This window comes from Saccharopolyspora sp. NPDC002578 (genome assembly GCF_053592695.1).
The window spans coordinates 52,627-68,317 of the sequence record NZ_JBSFWJ010000017.1 but is presented as its reverse complement, the minus strand read 5'-3'; the positions used below and the strand labels follow the sequence as shown (position 1 = coordinate 68,317).

The 15,691-nt window shown below is 71.1% G+C and carries 13 protein-coding genes; 8 read left to right on the top strand and 5 right to left on the bottom strand.

Going from position 1 to position 15,691, the window contains the following annotated elements:
* Positions 1 to 12 precede the first annotated feature (12 nt).
* From ACWD38_RS11315 to ACWD38_RS11305, 3 genes are all read left to right on the top strand, one after another.
* The gene (locus ACWD38_RS11315) at positions 13 to 552 is read left to right on the top strand and encodes a DUF4232 domain-containing protein (protein ID WP_450124013.1); all 540 of its coding nucleotides are present in this window, start codon (positions 13 to 15) and stop codon (positions 550 to 552) included.
* Between the two features lie 165 nt (positions 553 to 717).
* The gene (locus ACWD38_RS11310; protein ID WP_343071736.1) at positions 718 to 1,008 is read left to right on the top strand and encodes a type II toxin-antitoxin system RelE/ParE family toxin; all 291 of its coding nucleotides are present in this window, start codon (positions 718 to 720) and stop codon (positions 1,006 to 1,008) included.
* Positions 1,009 to 1,019: 11 nt separating this feature from the next.
* Positions 1,020 to 2,105, top strand: a complete 1,086-nt coding sequence (locus tag ACWD38_RS11305; RefSeq protein ID WP_184484148.1) for a HigA family addiction module antitoxin — start codon at positions 1,020 to 1,022, stop codon at positions 2,103 to 2,105.
* A gap of 73 nt (positions 2,106 to 2,178) precedes the next feature.
* Here ACWD38_RS11305 and ACWD38_RS11300 read toward each other — a convergent pair whose 3' ends face one another.
* Positions 2,179 to 3,393, bottom strand: coding sequence for an acyl-CoA dehydrogenase family protein (locus tag ACWD38_RS11300; RefSeq protein WP_184484146.1), 1,215 nt, complete (start codon positions 3,391 to 3,393; stop codon positions 2,179 to 2,181).
* 161 nt (positions 3,394 to 3,554) lie between these two features.
* Positions 3,555 to 4,106 carry an SCP2 sterol-binding domain-containing protein gene (locus tag ACWD38_RS11295; protein ID WP_184484144.1) on the bottom strand — a complete coding sequence of 184 codons (552 nt, stop codon included), beginning with the start codon at positions 4,104 to 4,106 and terminating at the stop codon, positions 3,555 to 3,557.
* Positions 4,107 to 4,285: 179 nt separating this feature from the next.
* On the opposite strand from ACWD38_RS11295, the gene ACWD38_RS11290 reads away from it, so the two are divergent.
* Positions 4,286 to 4,975 (top strand): TetR/AcrR family transcriptional regulator, encoded by a 690-nt coding sequence (locus tag ACWD38_RS11290; RefSeq protein WP_184484142.1) that lies wholly within the window; start codon positions 4,286 to 4,288, stop codon positions 4,973 to 4,975.
* 109 nt (positions 4,976 to 5,084) lie between these two features.
* Here ACWD38_RS11290 and ACWD38_RS11285 read toward each other — a convergent pair whose 3' ends face one another.
* Both ACWD38_RS11285 and ACWD38_RS11280 read right to left on the bottom strand, forming a co-directional pair.
* Positions 5,085 to 5,930 carry a MaoC/PaaZ C-terminal domain-containing protein gene (locus ACWD38_RS11285; protein ID WP_184484140.1) on the bottom strand — a complete coding sequence of 282 codons (846 nt, stop codon included), beginning with the start codon at positions 5,928 to 5,930 and terminating at the stop codon, positions 5,085 to 5,087.
* The gene (locus ACWD38_RS11280) at positions 5,927 to 7,264 is read right to left on the bottom strand and encodes a 3-oxoacyl-ACP reductase (protein ID WP_184484138.1); all 1,338 of its coding nucleotides are present in this window, start codon (positions 7,262 to 7,264) and stop codon (positions 5,927 to 5,929) included. Before ACWD38_RS11280 ends, ACWD38_RS11285 begins: the two co-directional genes overlap by 4 nt.
* Positions 7,265 to 7,547: 283 nt before the next feature.
* Between ACWD38_RS11280 and ACWD38_RS11275 the strand changes: the two genes are divergently transcribed.
* Positions 7,548 to 8,825 (top strand): acetyl-CoA C-acetyltransferase, encoded by a 1,278-nt coding sequence (locus ACWD38_RS11275; RefSeq protein ID WP_184484136.1) that lies wholly within the window; start codon positions 7,548 to 7,550, stop codon positions 8,823 to 8,825.
* A 545-nt stretch (positions 8,826 to 9,370) separates the two neighbouring features.
* On the opposite strand, the gene ACWD38_RS11270 is transcribed toward ACWD38_RS11275, so the two are convergent.
* Positions 9,371 to 10,477, bottom strand: a complete 1,107-nt coding sequence (locus tag ACWD38_RS11270) for a sulfite oxidase (RefSeq protein WP_184484134.1) — start codon at positions 10,475 to 10,477, stop codon at positions 9,371 to 9,373.
* A gap of 405 nt (positions 10,478 to 10,882) precedes the next feature.
* Here ACWD38_RS11270 and ACWD38_RS11265 point away from each other — a divergent pair, with 405 nt between their 5' ends.
* The 3 genes from ACWD38_RS11265 to ACWD38_RS11255 all read left to right on the top strand — a co-directional run bounded on the left by ACWD38_RS11265 (position 10,883) and on the right by ACWD38_RS11255 (position 15,659).
* Entirely contained in the window at positions 10,883 to 12,778 is a 1,896-nt protein-coding gene (locus ACWD38_RS11265; RefSeq protein ID WP_450124012.1) for an NHL domain-containing thioredoxin family protein, read from the top strand.
* 50 nt (positions 12,779 to 12,828) lie between these two features.
* Entirely contained in the window at positions 12,829 to 13,149 is a 321-nt protein-coding gene (locus tag ACWD38_RS11260; RefSeq protein ID WP_184484130.1) for a GroES family chaperonin, read from the top strand.
* 146 nt (positions 13,150 to 13,295) lie between these two features.
* On the top strand, positions 13,296 to 15,659 hold the full coding sequence (locus tag ACWD38_RS11255) for a VanW family protein (protein WP_343071645.1): 2,364 nt from the start codon (positions 13,296 to 13,298) through the stop codon (positions 15,657 to 15,659).
* The last annotated feature ends 32 nt before the right edge of the window (positions 15,660 to 15,691 follow it).

Here is a 15,691-nt window from a genome sequence, read left to right as displayed (position 1 = left end):
GACACCGGGGAGATGAGTTCCATGTTCCGCACCCAGCGCGCCAAGATCGCCGCCATCGCCGGATCCGCCCTGCTCGCCGCGGTCTCGTTCGCGGGCACCGCCCAGGCCATGCCGAGCGACCACCCGAACTACGACGAGTACTGCACGCCGGAGCAGGTCGACGTCACCATCGGCCCGCTCGACCACGCGATGATGCACGAGGGCGGCGACGTCCGGTTCACCGCGAAGCCCGGCGCGAGCTGCCTGCTCGGCGGCGCCCCCGGCCTCGAATTCCTGGACGTGCAGGGCAATTCCGCCCACATCCCCACCACGCGCCCGAGCGGCGGCGCCGAGGACGTCCGCATCGACGAGGACCACCCCGCCACCGCCGCGTTCAGCTACCCGGTGACCGACCCGAACACCGGCAACAGCATCCCCGGCGCGACCCCCGGCGGCGTCGAGATCTCGTTCCCCGGCCCGGTCGCCCCCTACGCCGTGACCCTCCCGTGGAACGGCGCGACGGTCCCCGGCCCGGTCACCATCACCAACATCAACTCGGCCCCGCAGCCCTGACCCGATCCGAGCCCCGGGCTTGATCAGAAGTCACCCGACTCATCGTTCGGGTCGCCTTCGGCAGCGGAAGCCCACATCGGCTCGCGATCGACCTAAGCTCCCGCCCAATTCGAGGTAGTCTCGTATCACCCCTAGGGTGAAGGGAGGAGCGCATGGTTGCGGCTTGTGTTCAAGGACGACGACCTGCGTCGCCTCTACGTGGATCACGACTTCCGCGCACCCCGGTTCGGCCCGGAACTCATCCGCGCGTTCCGCAAGAAGGTCGGACTGCTGGCGGCGGTGCCGACCGAGCTGGAACTGCGACGGCACAAGGCTTTGCGGCTCGAGAAGCTCAAGGGGGACCGGTCCGGTCAGCACTCGATCCGGCTGACGGATCAGTGGCGGCTCATCCTGCTCTTCGACACCGACGCTGACGGGAAGCTCGTCGTGGTCGTCGAAGTCGTGGACTACCACTGAGAGGAGGCGGCATGGAGATCATCGATGCGTCGCGGCCGGCCGAGGCGTTCCCGGTCGGCGAGTACCTGCGCGACGAGCTCGACGCGCGCGGGCTGACCGGCGCCGAGTTCGCCGAGATCCTGGGTCGCCCCCCACAGGTGGTGTCCCAGATCCTCAACAACCACAAGGAGATCACTCCGGAAACCGCCACCGAGATCGCCGCGGCGACCGACACCACACCGGAGACCTGGCTCGGCCTCCAGGACACCTACCGGCTGTGGAAGCTCCGGCGAGAGCCCCTCGCGGATCGGCTGAGCGAGGTCGCACGCCGCGCGAGGCTTCGCCGTATCGCCCCGTTGACGGAACTGCGCAAGCGAGGTTTCGCACCGGAGGGCGACGACATCGACGCCCAGGAGGACGCCGTGTGCGCCCTCCTCGGGATCAGCTCGCCGGAGGAGACGCCGACCTTCGCGGTCGCCGCGCGGCGCGTGGAAGAAGCGGAAGCCCTCTCACCCGCGCAACTGAGCTGGGTGGGCTGCGTTCGCGCGGTGGCGCGCGATCGGCCGGTCGAACCGTTCGCCCCGGACGGGCTGGCGGCGCTGGGCCGCCACCTGACGCGAACCGTGATCACACCGGCCGCGCTGTCGACGCTTCCCGCGCTGCTCGCCGAGGTCGGCGTTCGCCTGGTCCACGTCGATTCGTTCCGAGGCGGCAAGATGGACGGTGTCGCCTTCTGCGACGACCGGGGCCCGGTGATCGGCATCTCCGGACGCGGCGGCAGGTTCGACGGTGTCCTGTTCACCGTTCTGCACGAGATCGCGCACGTACACCTGGGGCACGTGACCAGCGGTTACACCATCGACGTGGACTTGGGCACCGCCGCCGACACCGAACAGGAGCGCGACGCGGATTCGGTCGCCGCCGACTGGGCGATCCCCGGGCGGTTCGCTACGACGGGCCGGATTTCGAAGGCCGCGGTCGAGGCGGAAGCAGCTCGGCTCGGAGTCCACCCGGCGGTGCTCGTGGGGAAATTGCAGCACGCGGGAGTGATCCCGTGGAGCCACTTCAACGCCGCGGTCCCGCGGGTCAAGAACGTGCTCGCCCGGTGGAACGACTGACCGGTCACGACGGCGGGAAGCCCCTGACGTCCACGACGTCAGGGGCTTTCGCACCGGAGACCGGCCTACCGGCTCATCGGATGTGGCGGCCGGAGATGTTGCGGGCGACGACGAGCTGCTGGATCTGCTCGGTGCCCTCAAAGATGTCGTAGATCTTCGCGTCGCGGTGCAGGCGCTCGACGGGGAACTCCCGCGTGTAGCCGTTGCCGCCGAGGATCTGGATGGCGCGCTCGGTCGCCCAGGTCGCGACCCGGCCGGCCTTGAGCTTCGACATCGAGCCCTCGCCCGCGGTGAACGGCACGTCGTTGCGGCCCATCCACGCCGCGCGCCACACCAGCAGCCGCGCCGCGTCGATCTCCATGCGCATGTCGGCGAGGGTGAAGGCGATCGACTGGTTGTCGATGATCGGCCTGCCGAAGGTCTCGCGCTCCTTTGCGTACTCCAGCGCGTGCTCGTAGGAGGCGCGCGCGATGCCGAGCGCCTGGGCGCCGACGGTGGGCCGCGACAGCTCGAAGGTCTTCATCGCGGCCTGGCCGCCGCCCTTCCCGCCGCCTTCGCGGGCGCGGGCGAGCTTCTCGTCCAGCTTGTCCTTGCCGCCGAGCAGGCAGCTGCCGGGCACCCGCACGTCGTCGAGGAACACGTCGGCGGTGTGCGAGGCGCGCAGCCCGTGCTTCTTGATCTTGCTGGGAGCTTCCAGGCCCTTGGTGCCGGGCGGGATGATGAACGCGGCCTGCCCGCGCGAACCGAGCGAGGAGTCGACGACGGCCTGCACGACGTGCACGTTGGCGATGCCGCCGTTGGTGGCCCAGGCCTTCTGGCCGTTGAGTACCCATTCGTCCTTGGCCTCGTCGTAGACGGCGCGGGTGCGCATCGCCGAGACGTCCGAGCCCGCGGCCGGCTCCGAGGAGCAGAACGCGCCGACCTTCGGGTCGTCCTCGTCGCCGTAGCACTGCGGCACCCACTCGGCCATCTGGTCCGGGGTGCCCGCGGCGAAGATGCCCGCGACGGCCAGCGTCGTGCCGAAGATCGCCATGCCGATGCCGCCGTCGCCCCAGAACAGCTCTTCGTTGGCGATGGGCAGCGACAGGCCCGTGTCGTCGGCCCAGAAGGTCGCGATGGTCTCGAAGCCGTAGAGGCCGACCTTGGCGGCCTCCTGGATGATCGGCCAGGGAGTCTCCTCCCGCTCGTCCCACTCCGCCGCGGCCGGGCGGATGACCTTCTCAGCGAATCCGTGCACCCAATCGCGCAGGTCGGTGTGTTCTTCGCTCAGTTCCAGGGAGAAGCTCATCAAAATCCTTCAGTTCGTGGCGGAGTGCGTGACGCGGTGGTGGAGGGTGCGCGACCTCGACCCTGGCGGTCGACGGGGCGGGCGCGGCGGCGATTCCGGTTGTCCCCTCCCGGCGGAGCAACGACCGCGGGCCGCCGCGGGTTCTCAGCCGTGGGGGCGGATCAGGCCTTGGGGATCTGGAAGAGCTTGGTGAGTCCCGCGGCGAATCCGACGTCGCCGGCGACCTTCAGCTTCCCGCTCATGAACTGCACCGGGGCCGAGGCGTTGCCGGAGACCAGCTTGAGGAATTCCACCGGAGTGATCATGATGGTGACGCGCGGGTCGTCGTGCTGCGGCTCCTTGTTCACCGTGCAGGTACCGCCGGAGAGCACGGATTCGTAGCGCACGGTGTCCTGCTCGTCGGTGCCGATGCGCCAGCGCACGACGGCCTCGGTGGAGCGGGCCTTGTCCGATTTGAAGTGCTCGCTCATCCGGCGGAAGACCTCGTCGAGCACCTGCACGCGCAGTTCGGGGCGGGCCATGACCGCTTCGACCTGCTTCGCGGACGCGCGGGAGATCAGCTTGGCGAACTGCTCGGGGCGCAGGGCGCTGAGGTCTGCGGTGCCATTGGAGGCCTGGGTCGATGCCGCTTCGAGCAGCGCGACGAACTCCTCCTCGCCGATCTTCTTGGGGTCCGCTTCGGCGAGCGCGCTGATCGGATCCGTCTGGGACATGTGACCTCCATTTACCTACTGGCGGGTAAGACTACGCGTCAGTAGGTTAGGCGGGCAAGGCATGCCGCTGATCGTTCTGCTCTAGCCTTTCCCGCAGATCCGAACCGGCCGAACGACGCTACGACACCCGATCGGCAGACCGGCCGACGAGCGCCCCGGCCAGGGAAACAGGAGGTGGGATGCAGTCCGACCCGGACGATCACGAGGAGAACCCGCGCCCCCGCAGCAGGCGGCTGCCGCGCTCGGTGCGGGAACGCCAGATCCTCGACGCGGCCGTCGAGGTCTACGCCGCCCGCGGCTTCCACCTCGCGTCGATGGACGAGATCTCCGAAGTCGCCGGCATCTCCAAGCCCATGATCTACGCCTACCTCGGCTCCAAGGAAGAGCTGTTCGTGGCGTGCATCCAACGCGAGGCCAACCGGCTCATCGAAGCCATCGGGACCGCCGTCGACCCCGAGGTGACGCCCGACGAGCAGCTGTGGCGCGGGCTGCGGGTGTTCTTCGACTACGTGCAGCGCAACCGCGCCAGCTGGACGCTGGTGCACCGGCAGGCCGCCGCCGGTGGCGAGCCGTTCGCCACCGAGTTCGGGCAGTGGCGGGAACGGGCGGTGGTCCTCATCGCGACGCTGCTGGCCCGCGCCACCGAGAACGCGGTCCGGCCGATGCAGGTCCAGCAGATGGAACCGTTCGCGGCGGCGCTCGTCGGCGCGGGCGAATCGCTGCTGGACTGGTGGATCGAACATCCCGAGCACACCGCGGACGGGCTGGCGATGCGCCTGATGAACCTCGCCTGGATGGGCTTCGGCGACCTCGTCGAAGGCCGTTCCTGGGCCCCGGCGAGCTCCGAAGCCCCGGCGAACGAGGACTGAGCTGGGCGGGAACGGCCGAGTCGCTTACCTGACCCCCGCGACTCGACCGCCCCCGCCCTCCCTCATCCAGGTCCGCTCCGCAGCGGACCTTTCCCCGCCTTCCCGCAGGTCAGTGCACCCGTCCCAACAGGTGCGGCTTGCCGGACCGGGAGTGCACGGCGAACGTGGCGCCGTCGCCCGGGTCCCCGATCGCGGTGAACTCCACCTTCGAAGGCAGCAGCAGCGGCTTCACGAAGTCGACGTCCACCGTGTACGACTCCGGCAGCCTTCCCTCCAGCGCGGCCAGCGCCCGCGCCTTCGTCCACATGCCGTGCGCGATGGCGCGCGGGAAGCCGAACGCCTTCGCCGTCAGCGCCCGCAGGTGGATCGGGTTGCGGTCCCCGGACACCGCCGCGTAGCGACGCCCCTGGTCGGCGGGCACCTGCCAGAACGCGGTGGGGGAGCCGGGCTCGATCTCCGCGACCCGGTCGGCGCGCGGCGCGGAATCGTCGGACCTGCCGCGGCGCAGGTAGGTGCTCGTCTCCCGCCACACCACCTCGTCCTCGACGCTGGTCTCGGTGATCACGTCGAGCTGCCTGCCCTTGGGGTGCGGGCGCAGGTTCGCCACCCGGACCCGCTGGGTGAGCACGTCGGTCACCAGCACCGGCCGGTGCACGGTGATGCTGTTGGCCACGTGCACCAGTCCGACCAGCGGGAACGGGAAGCCTGGATCCGTCATCAGCCGCACGGACAGCCCGAACGAGAGCACGTGCGGATAGGTCGCGGGCAGCACGTCGCGCAGCCCGAAGCCGCAGACCCGGTCGTACTCGGCGAGGTGCGCGTGGTCGATCGTGATGTCGCGCCGGACGTACTCGGTGGCGGGCAGCTCGCCGCCGCGCCGGATCGGACCGGTGACGGCGGCCTTCGCGTAGAGCGCGGAGAGGTTCGGCGCCGCGTCGACTTCGGTGCTCATCACGCCCCCAGCAGGCTCTGGCCGCAGACCCGCACGACGTTGCCGTTGACCCCGGAGGAGGCCGGGTTGGCGTACCAGGCGATGGTCTCGGCGACGTCGACCGGCCGGCCGCCCTGCGAGAGGCTGCTCATCCGGCGGCCCGCTTCGCGGATGAACAGCGGCACGGCCGCGGTCATCTTCGTCTCGATGAAGCCGGGCGCGACGGCGTTGATGGTGGCGCCGCGCCGGGCCGCGACCGGCGCCAGCGCCTGCACCAGGCCGATCACGCCCGCCTTGGAGGCCGCGTAGTTGGCCTGCCCCACGTTGCCCGCGATGCCGCTGATCGAGGCGACGCCGATGAGCCTGCCGCCGTCGCGCAGCGGCGAGCCGTCCGCGAGCAGCGCCTCGTTGATGCGCTCCTGCGCGGTGAGGTTCACCGCCAGCACCGAGTCCCAGCGCCCGTCGTCCATCCGCCCGAGCGTCTTGTCCCTGGTGATGCCCGCGTTGTGCACGACGACGTCGAGCCCGTCGTGGCGCTCGGCGAAGTGCTCGACGATGCGCTGCGGCGCGTCCTCCGCGGTGATGTCGAGCTGCAGCGCGGAGCCGCCGATGCGGTTGGCGACCTTCGTGAGGTCGTCGCCCTGCGCCGGGATGTCCAGGCAGACGACGTGCGCGCCGTCGCGGGCGAGGGTCTCCGCGATCGACTCGCCGATGCCCCGGGAGGCACCGGTGACCAGCGCGACCTTGTCCTTGAGCGGCTTCTCCCTGTCGACCTGCGGCGCCTCGGCGCGGCCGACCCGCACGACCTGGGCGGAGACGAACGCGGACTTCGCCGAGAGCAGGAAGCTCAGCGTCGAGTCGAGGGACTGCTCGGCGCCTTCGGAGGCGTACACGAGCTGAGCGGTGGCGCCGCGCTTGAGCTCCTTGCCGACGGTGCGCACGAAGCCTTCCAGCGCCCGCTGCGCGACGCGCTCGCGCGCGTCGGTGGTCTCCTCCGGCGGGGTGCCCAGCACGATCACCCGGCCGCAGGTGCCGACCTGGCGGATCACCGGCCCGAAGAAGGCGCGCAGCTGGTTGAGCTGGTCGCTGGAGGTGATGCCGGTGGCGTCGAAGACCAGCGCGGCGTAGCGGGCGTCCTCGGCGGATTCGGTGCGGACCTCGGCGTCGACGGCGCGCAACGTCGCCGCGATCGCGTCGCCGAGCCGCGAGCCGTCGGCGGCGCCGGTGAGCACCGGGCCGTTCACCACCGGGTCACCGGGCTGGTAGCGGCGCAGCGGCGTGGGGGTAGGCAGGCCGAGGCGCTGGGCGAGCGATCGACCGAATCCGGTCGAGGTGAACTGCTGGTACCGGTCGGACATGCGTGCTCCCGTGGAGGCGGGTGGTCGGGTGAACTTGGCAGGGCCCGCTCGCCGAAGCACGGCGGACGCGCGGGCAGCGGACTCGACGTCTAACCTACCCACGGGTAGGTTAGAGGGTCCGAGGGGTCGGCACCAGAGCCCCGGCACGATCGGCCCGCCCCGGCCGATCCGGCGCCCGGCCACCCCGGCGGAAAACCGACCGCCGCCGGCACCCGGCAGCGGTCACGGCCCGCCCGCAGTCACGACCACACGGACCACCGGTCCCGTCTCGAAGGAGTCCCGCATGCCCACCACTCGACGCGTCGCGATCGTCGGCGGCAACCGGATCCCCTTCACCCGATCCGGCGGCCCCTACACGCAGGCGTCCAACCAGGACATGCTCACCGCCGCGCTGGACGGGCTGATCGCCCGCTTCGGCCTCCAAGGCGAACTCGTCGGCGAGTTCGTCGCGGGCGCGGTCCTCAAGCACAGCCGCGACTTCAACCTGGCGCGGGAAACCGTGCTCGGCTCCGGCCTGGACCCGCGCACCCCCGCCCACGACGTGCAGATGGCCTGCGCGACCGGCCTCGAAGCCGTGACCTCCGTCGCGAACAAGATCGCGCTCGGACAGCTCGACTCGGGCATCGCCGGCGGCGTCGACAGCGCCAGCGACGCGCCGATCGCCGTCAACGACGACCTGCGCCGGGTGCTGCTCGCCGCCAACCACGCCAAGACCACCGGCGGCAAGGTCAAAGCGCTCACCGGCGTCCGGCCCCAGCACGTCGTGCCCGACATCCCGGAGAACTCCGAACCGCGCACCGGCCTGTCGATGGGCGAGCACGCCGCCCGCACCGCGCTGGACTGGCAGGTCGGCCGCGAAGACCAGGACGAACTCGCCGCCCGCAGCCACCAGCGCCTCGCCGCCGCCTACGACCGCGGCTTCTTCGACGACCTGATCACCCCGTTCCAAGGCCAGACGCGGGACCAGAACCTGCGCCCCGACAGCACCGCCGAAAAGCTCGCCAAGCTCAAGCCCGTGTTCGGCAAGGGCGACGGCGCGACGATGACGGCGGGCAACTCGACGCCGCTCAGCGACGGCGCCTCCACGGTGCTGCTGGCCAGCGAAGAATGGGCGAAAGCGCACAAGCTGCCCGTGCTCGCGTACCTCAGCGACATCGTGCCCGCCGCCGTCGACCACGTCAGCGGCGACGAAGGCCTGCTGATGGCACCGGCGTACGCGGTGCCGAAGCTGCTGGAGCGGGCCGGGATCGGACTCGGCGACTTCGACTTCTACGAGATCCACGAAGCGTTCGCCTCGCAGGTACTGGCGACGCTGAAGTCCTGGCAGGACCCCGACTTCTGCAAGGACCGGCTCGGCCTCGACGCGCCGCTCGGCGAGATCGACCCGGCGAAGCTGAACGTCAACGGCTCCTCGCTGGCCGCCGGGCACCCGTTCGCCGCCACCGGCGGACGGATCGTGGCGACCCTGTCGAAACTGCTGTCCGAACGCGGTTCCGGTCGTGGGCTGATCTCCGTCTGCGCAGCAGGCGGGCAGGGGGTCACTGCGATCCTGGAGCGGTGATTCGAGCCGGTCGTTCTGCTTTGGGGGTTGGGTGGCGGAACCTCAGCCGGTCTCTCGCTGCGGGATCTTTTTCCCAAGTGGCTCCGCCACGAGGGAAAAGCTGTCCTCGCGAGAGACCGGCTGAGAACCCGCGGATGGGCCACTTTTTTGACGTGGGCTATGTGCTTCGCACATACAGGCACGGCCTACGGCCGCCAGGCAGACTTCGCTCCGCTCGCCCAAGGCACGGCTTCGCCGCGAGGCACGGCCTTCGGCCGCGAGGCAGGCGTGGCTTCGCCCGCCCACTGCACGGCTTCGCCGCTAAGCACGGCTACGCCGCAAAAGCACGGCCTTCGGCCGAGAGGCAGGTGGGCTTCGCCGCCCAGCGCACGGCTTCGACGCTAGGCGGGTTTGCTTCGCTTGTCCGGTGCACGGCCTTCGGGTGGGGCGTGGGGGTGTCTTTGCGGCTTTGTCGGTGTTGGTGGTGCGAGGTCCCTCGGTGATCGGTGAACGGGTCGGTGGTTTTCGGGGCGCCAAGCCGTTCGTTGCGTTCGGGGTGGGGCGGGTCAGTCTTCGATGCAGGTGACCGGGACGTGATGGACGAGGTTGTTGGCGAAGCCGCCTCGGTTCCAGGGCTCGTCCACGGGCTGCACGTGGCCTTCGGCGTCGGTCGCTCGGGCGGTGAGCAGGTGCTCGCCGGGCTCCGCCCGCCAGCTCACGCGCCAGCCGCGCCACGCCCAGCGCGGTCCCGCCGCGTCCAGGTCGGCGTCCGCCCAGGTGGTGCCGCCGTCGGTGCTGAACTCGACGCGGGTGATCGGGGCGTGGCCGGACCAGGCGCGGCCGGTGACCGTCAGCGGCCCCGGCCGGACCACCCGGTCGCGGGACATGAAGTCGGGGAAGCCCGGCGGCACGATCAGCGAACGCGGCTCGATGCGGGTGGCGGGCACGCCCGGATCGTCCGCCGACTGCTTGAGGCGGTACGCCACGGCGTTCTGGTAGCCGGTGAACGGCTCGTCGACCAGCGAGATCTCCCGCAACCACTTCACGTGCGCCATGCCGTACCAGCCGGGCACCACCAGCCGCACCGGATGCCCGTGCTGCGGCGGCAGCGGTTGACCGTTCATCTCGTAGGCCAGCAGCACGTCGTCGCGCAGCGCCTCCGCCAGCGGCAGGCCGCGCCGGTAGTCCTGCTCCACACCGCGTTCCACGCCGTGATCGGCCCCGGTGAACACGACCTCGACCGCCGAGTCGCCCACGCCCACCGCGTCGAGCACGTGGCGCAGCGGCACCCCCGTCCACTCCGCGGTGCCGACGGCCTCCACCAGCCACGGCTGGCTCACCGGGCGCGGATGCATCCGGGCCCGGCCGTTGCCCGCGCACTCCATGGTCACCCGCACCGTGCGGGACGGCAGGGACCGCAGCTCGTCGAGCGCGAACTCCCGCGCGCCCGCCACCGAACCGGTCAGCGACAACCGCCAGCTCGCCGCGTCCAGCGCGGGCATGTCGTAGTGGGTGAGCAGGTAGTGCAGCCCGATCGGGGTGACGTCGTAGCGCAGCGCCTCCAGCGGGATCCCGTGGTTGCGCGCGGCCAGCGCCAACTCCGCCGTGCTGATGCCCTCGCCCGGCTCGGCGATCCGGGACGGCAGGCTCACGTCGCGCAGCTGTGCATCCATGTCCGCCAGCATGCTTGCGAGCGGGCCCGTCGGGAACTCCCGTCCACATCGCAGGCGCTCGGCCGAACGAGTGGAGTCCCGTGTTCCCCGGAAACCCGCCGAAATGACCGTATGCGCTGGTCAACAAGCCGAAACCGCCCGGGAGAACGGCGCCAACTCACCCACAGAGAGGTGACTTGAGTCACGATGAGGCCGCCGTGTAACAACGCGGGGGGTCCCGTCGATATGCATGGTGACCCCGCGGTGCTGTCGGACCCCCGACCTGGCAGCACCGCGGGGCCTTCCAATTTCCGGGGTCGATCACCGCCCGCGCACCGACATCAAGCGCCGCCCGCCCCGATTTGTTCCCGCTCTCCCCGCTCCGGTTCAGCACCCACCCCGTGCTGCGGCTGTCGGCGTTCCAGGATGTGGACGTGGGAACAGCGGATCGGGGCGGTGTTGTTGACTCCGCACGTGAGTACCGCGTCCCGCACCCGCGTCCGCGCACCCGAGTTCACCGGTCGCCAGTGGCTGAACACCGGCGGCAAGGAGATCCAGCTCGCGGACCTGCGCGGCAAGATCGTCCTGCTGGACTTCTGGACGTTCTGCTGCATCAACTGCCTGCACGTGATTGACGAGCTGCGCCCGCTGGAGGAGGAGTTCGCCGCGGAGCTGGTCACCGTCGGCGTGCACTCCCCGAAGTTCGAGCACGAGGCGGACCCGGACGCGCTGATCGCCGCCGTCGAGCGCTACTCCGTGCACCACCCGGTGCTCGACGACCCGGAACTGAGCACCTGGCAGAACTACGCCGTGAAGGCGTGGCCGACGCTGGCGGTGGTGGACCCCGAGGGCTACCTGGTGCACGTCGCCGCAGGTGAAGGCCACGTCGAGGCGTTGCGCGGCGTCCTGCGCGAGCTCGTCGCCGAGCACGACGCGAAGGGCACCCTGCACCGCGGTGGCGGGCCGTACGTGCCGCCGGAACCCGAGTCCACGACGCTGCGCTTCCCCGCGAAGGTGGCCGCCGGCCCCGGCACGATCCTGGTGTCGGACTCCGCGAACCACTCGCTGGTCGAGTTCGCCCAGGACGGCGAGACGGTGCTGCGGCGCATCGGCGGCGGCGCGCGGGGCAGCGCCGACGGCGGACCCGACGAGGCCTCGTTCGCCGAGCCCGCCGGGATCGCCGTGCTGCCCGACGAGGTCGCCGCGGACGTGGGCTACGACCTCGTCGTCGCCGACACGGTGAACCACCTGCTGCGCGGCGTGCGGCTCGCCGACGGCGAGGTGACGACCGTGGCGGGCACCGGCGCGCAGTGGCGCGACGGCACCGACGAAGGACCCGCGCTGGAGACCCCGCTCACCAGCCCTTGGGACGTGGCCTGGTGGGAACCCGCGGGCGGGGTGGTCGTCGCGATGGCCGGCAACCACACCCTGGGCCTGTTCGACCCGCGCGGCGAGCGGGTGCGGCGGTTCGCGGGCACCACCGTCGAAGGCCTGCGCGACGGGGACGCCGCCGAGGCGTTCTTCGCCCAGCCCTCCGGGCTCGCCGCCGGCGGCGACCGGCTGTGGCTCGCGGACTCCGAGACCTCCGCGCTGCGCTGGGTGGAGCCCACCGAGGGCGGTTTCGCGGTCCGCACCGCCGTCGGCGCCGGATTGTTCGACTTCGGCCACGCCGACGGGCCCGCCGAGCGGGCGCTGCTGCAGCACCCGCTCGGAGTAGCGGTGTTGCCGGATGGCTCCATCGCCGTCTGCGACACCTACAACGGCGCCCTCCGACGTTACGATCCGGCATCGAACGAACTGGCCACGTTGGCCACGCGGCTGGCCGAGCCGTCCGGTGCGGCGGTGATCGACGGCGAGCTCGTCGTGGTGTCCTCCGCCGCGCACCGGCTGGAGCGGCCGGTGCCGCCCGGCGTCTCCGCGAAGCTCATCGAAGGCGCGTCGCAGCAGGTCACGCGCCCGGCAACCGAGATCGGCGGCGGCGAGCTGGAGCTCGCGGTCGTGTTCACGCCGCCTCCCGGCGGCAAGCTCGACGACCGCTACGGGCCGTCCACCCGGCTGGAGGTCACCGCCTCGCCGCCGGAACTGCTGGTCGAGGGCGCGGGCACCGGAACGGACCTGAGCAGGCGGCTCGTGCTCGCCGACGGCATCGAACACGGCGTGCTGCACGTCGTCGCGCAGGCCGCCAGCTGCACCGACGACCCCGCCGTCGAACACCCCACGTGCAACCTGACCAGGCAGGACTGGGGCGTACCGGTGCGGATCGCACCCGGCGGAGCGCACCGGCTGCCGCTCGTCATGGGCGGCATGGACACCGGCGCGTGAGCCGCCCCCTGCGCGGAAGGCCCGTCTAGGCGGGCACGTAAACTTTTCGGGTGACCGATGCCAAGCTCGAGATCCAGATGCTGCATGACCGCGTCATGGTGCGGGTCTCCGCGGAATCCGGAGAACGTCGCAGCAGCGGCGGCATCGTGATTCCGGCGACCGCCCAGATGGCCAAGCGGCTGCTCTGGGGCGAGGTCTTCGGGGTGGGCAGCCACGTGCGGGCCGTCAAGGTCGGCGACCAGGTGCTGTTCAACCCCGAGGAGCAGTTCGAGGTCGAAGTGCAGGGCCAGCCGTACCTGGTGATGCGCGAGCGGGATCTGCACGCCGTGGCCAGCGAACAGATCGAACAGGGCACCGGCCTCTACCTGTGATCCACCGCGAGGTGCGGTCGGCGCGACCACCCGGGCGCTGCCGAACCGTTGTCGGGGTGACGCGCACACGGCGTCCTTGACGGACCGTCCCGGCGCCTGTTCGCTGATGTGCCCCACCGCACGACCAGACCGATGAAGGGGAAGCGGTGCCGGAAAACTACGACGTCTCATCCGGGGACGATCCGAACCGGAAGCCGGCGGGCGACGACCCGACCGGTGAAGCGGACCGTTCCACCCGGTCCGGGGAGTCCGCCGCGGACGCGACGCGGCCGAGCACCCCGGCTTCCGCGCCCCAGGAATCCCCGGCGGAGCGGACCATGCAGATCTCGCCGGAGCAGCTCGCCGCGGGGGCGGACACCGCGCCGGAGGACCTCTCGGAGCGGCAGACGCGTCCGACGCTGACGCAGCAGTCGCCCGCCGCCGACGAGACGCAGCGCCTCGGGCAGGAGCCCCCGGAGGCCGACGCCGAGCGCACCCAGGCGATCCCGAAGGTGACCGAGCCGGACGCCGGCTACGCCTCGCCCACGGACTTCCTCGGCGCCCCCGGCTTCCCCGGTTCGGCCGCCGCCACCACCCGGGTCGAGCAGCCGCCCGCGGACCAGACGCCGACGACGCAGGCCGTCGCCGGTTCGTTCGCGCAGCTGCCGACCGAGCAGACCGGGTTCCCCGAGGGCGACGCGGAACGCACCCAGAACATCCCGAAGGTGCCCGCCGAGCCGTCGCCGTGGGCGAGCGGGTTCGCCGGTGGCATCGGCGGCGGCTTCGCCGAGGACCCGCCGGAACAGGCGAGCGCCCCGCGCGACCGTCGCGGGCTGATCCGCGGCGGCATCGCGGCCGGGGTCGCGGTCGGCTTGTTAAGCCTGCTCTACGTGGGCGACCTGATGTTCAGCAGCGGCACCGTGCCGCGCGGCACCACCGTCGCCGACGTGCAGGTCGGCGGGCTCACCGAGGCCGCCGCGCAGCGCAAGCTGCGCGACGAGCTCGGCCCGAACCTGCAGGAACCGGTGCAGTTGAAGGCGGGCGACGCGACGGCCACCATCTCGCCGGAGCAGTCCGGGCTGACGATGGACTGGCCGGCCACCATCGAGCAGGCCGGTGAGCAGCCGCTGAACCCGTTCACGCGGATCGCCTCGCTGTTCACCGACCGCGAGATCTACCCCGTCAGCCATGGCGACGAGCAGCAGGTCATGGCCGCGGTGGAGCAGGTCAAGCCGAAGCTGGAGCGGGCCGCCTCGGAAGGCACCATCAAGTTCGAGGGCACCACGCCGGTCGCGGTCGAGCCGGTCACCGGCCGTTCCGTGGACGTGAGCGTGGCCGCCGACCAGGTGATGGCGGACTGGGCGAAGGGCGGACCGGTGCAGGTCCCGTTCACCGAGCAGGCCGTGAACACCACCTCCGACGGCGTGCACCAGGCGTTGCGCAACGTGGCCCAGCCCGCGGTGTCCGGCCCGGTGAACGTCAAGGGCGAGGGCCACGACGCCGCGCTCGCACCCGAGACCATCGCCGCCGCGCTGCGGTTCGAACCGGACGGCAAGGGCGGGCTGCGCTCGCACCTCGACGCGCCGGTCCTCATCGGCGGTCTCGACCCGCAGCTCAGGGACACGATGAAGCCCGCGAAGGACGCCGAGATCGTTCTCGAAGGCGGCGGGCCCGTGGTGCGCCCGTCGCTGGACGGCCGCGGCGTGAACTGGGAGAAGAGCTTCGAGAAGCTCGACGACGTGGTCCGCAAGAAGCAGGACCGCACCCTGCAGGCGATCTACGAGCAGCAGCCGCCCGCGTTCAACACCGACCAGGCCAACGGGCTCGGCATCAAGGAAGTCATCAGCGAGTTCAAGACCGAGGGCTTCGAAACGGCCTCCGGCGTGAACATCAGGCGGACCGCCGAGCAGGTCAACGGCGCGGTCGTGAAGCCCGGCGAGACGTTCAGCCTCAACGGCCACACCGGGCCGCGCGGCACCGCCCAGGGCTACGTCGAGTCCGGGATCATCGAGGACGGCCGTCCCGCGAAGGCCGTCGGCGGCGGCATCTCGCAGTTCGCGACCACGCTGTACAACGCCTCGTACTTCGCCGGCGTCAAGGACGTGGAGCACAAGGAGCACAGCTACTACATCAGCCGCTACCCGGCGGGCCGGGAAGCGACGGTGTTCCAGAACCCCGACGGCAGCAGCGTCATCGACGTGAAGTTCAAGAACACGCTCGCCAGCGGTGTCATGATCACCACGGAGTGGACGCCGTCGTCGATCACGGTGAAGTTCTGGGGCACCAAGCAGTACGACGTGAGCTCGAAGACGGGTGAGCGCACCGCTCCGAAGCCGCCCCACGAGAAGGTCGTCCCGCCCGGCGAGCCGTGCAGCCCGAGCAAGGGCACCGGTGGGTTCACGGTCACCGACACCCGGACCTTGAAGGACGTCAAGAGCGGCAAGGTCACCACGGAGAGCCCGAGCAAGACGGTCTACAACCCGCAGCCGATCATCCACTGCGGACCTCCGCCCGGCCCCGCGCCGCGCTGACCGAGCACCGAGAAGGCCCCTCCCGGAACCGG

Excerpts from the sequence above, each read along its gene's own strand:
- ACWD38_RS11315 (WP_450124013.1), top strand. The coding sequence starts at position 13 with ATGAGTTCCATGTTCCGCACCCAGCGCGCCAAGATCGCCGCCATCGCC.
- ACWD38_RS11305 (WP_184484148.1), top strand. The coding sequence starts at position 1,020 with ATGGAGATCATCGATGCGTCGCGGCCGGCCGAGGCGTTCCCGGTCGGC.
- ACWD38_RS11300 (WP_184484146.1), bottom strand. The coding sequence starts at position 3,393 with ATGAGCTTCTCCCTGGAACTGAGCGAAGAACACACCGACCTGCGCGAT.
- ACWD38_RS11295 (WP_184484144.1), bottom strand. The coding sequence starts at position 4,106 with ATGTCCCAGACGGATCCGATCAGCGCGCTCGCCGAAGCGGACCCCAAG.
- ACWD38_RS11290 (WP_184484142.1), top strand. The coding sequence starts at position 4,286 with ATGCAGTCCGACCCGGACGATCACGAGGAGAACCCGCGCCCCCGCAGC.
- ACWD38_RS11280 (WP_184484138.1), bottom strand. The coding sequence starts at position 7,264 with ATGTCCGACCGGTACCAGCAGTTCACCTCGACCGGATTCGGTCGATCG.
- ACWD38_RS11275 (WP_184484136.1), top strand. The coding sequence starts at position 7,548 with ATGCCCACCACTCGACGCGTCGCGATCGTCGGCGGCAACCGGATCCCC.
- ACWD38_RS11270 (WP_184484134.1), bottom strand. The coding sequence starts at position 10,477 with ATGGATGCACAGCTGCGCGACGTGAGCCTGCCGTCCCGGATCGCCGAG.
- ACWD38_RS11265 (WP_450124012.1), top strand. The coding sequence starts at position 10,883 with ATGTGGACGTGGGAACAGCGGATCGGGGCGGTGTTGTTGACTCCGCAC.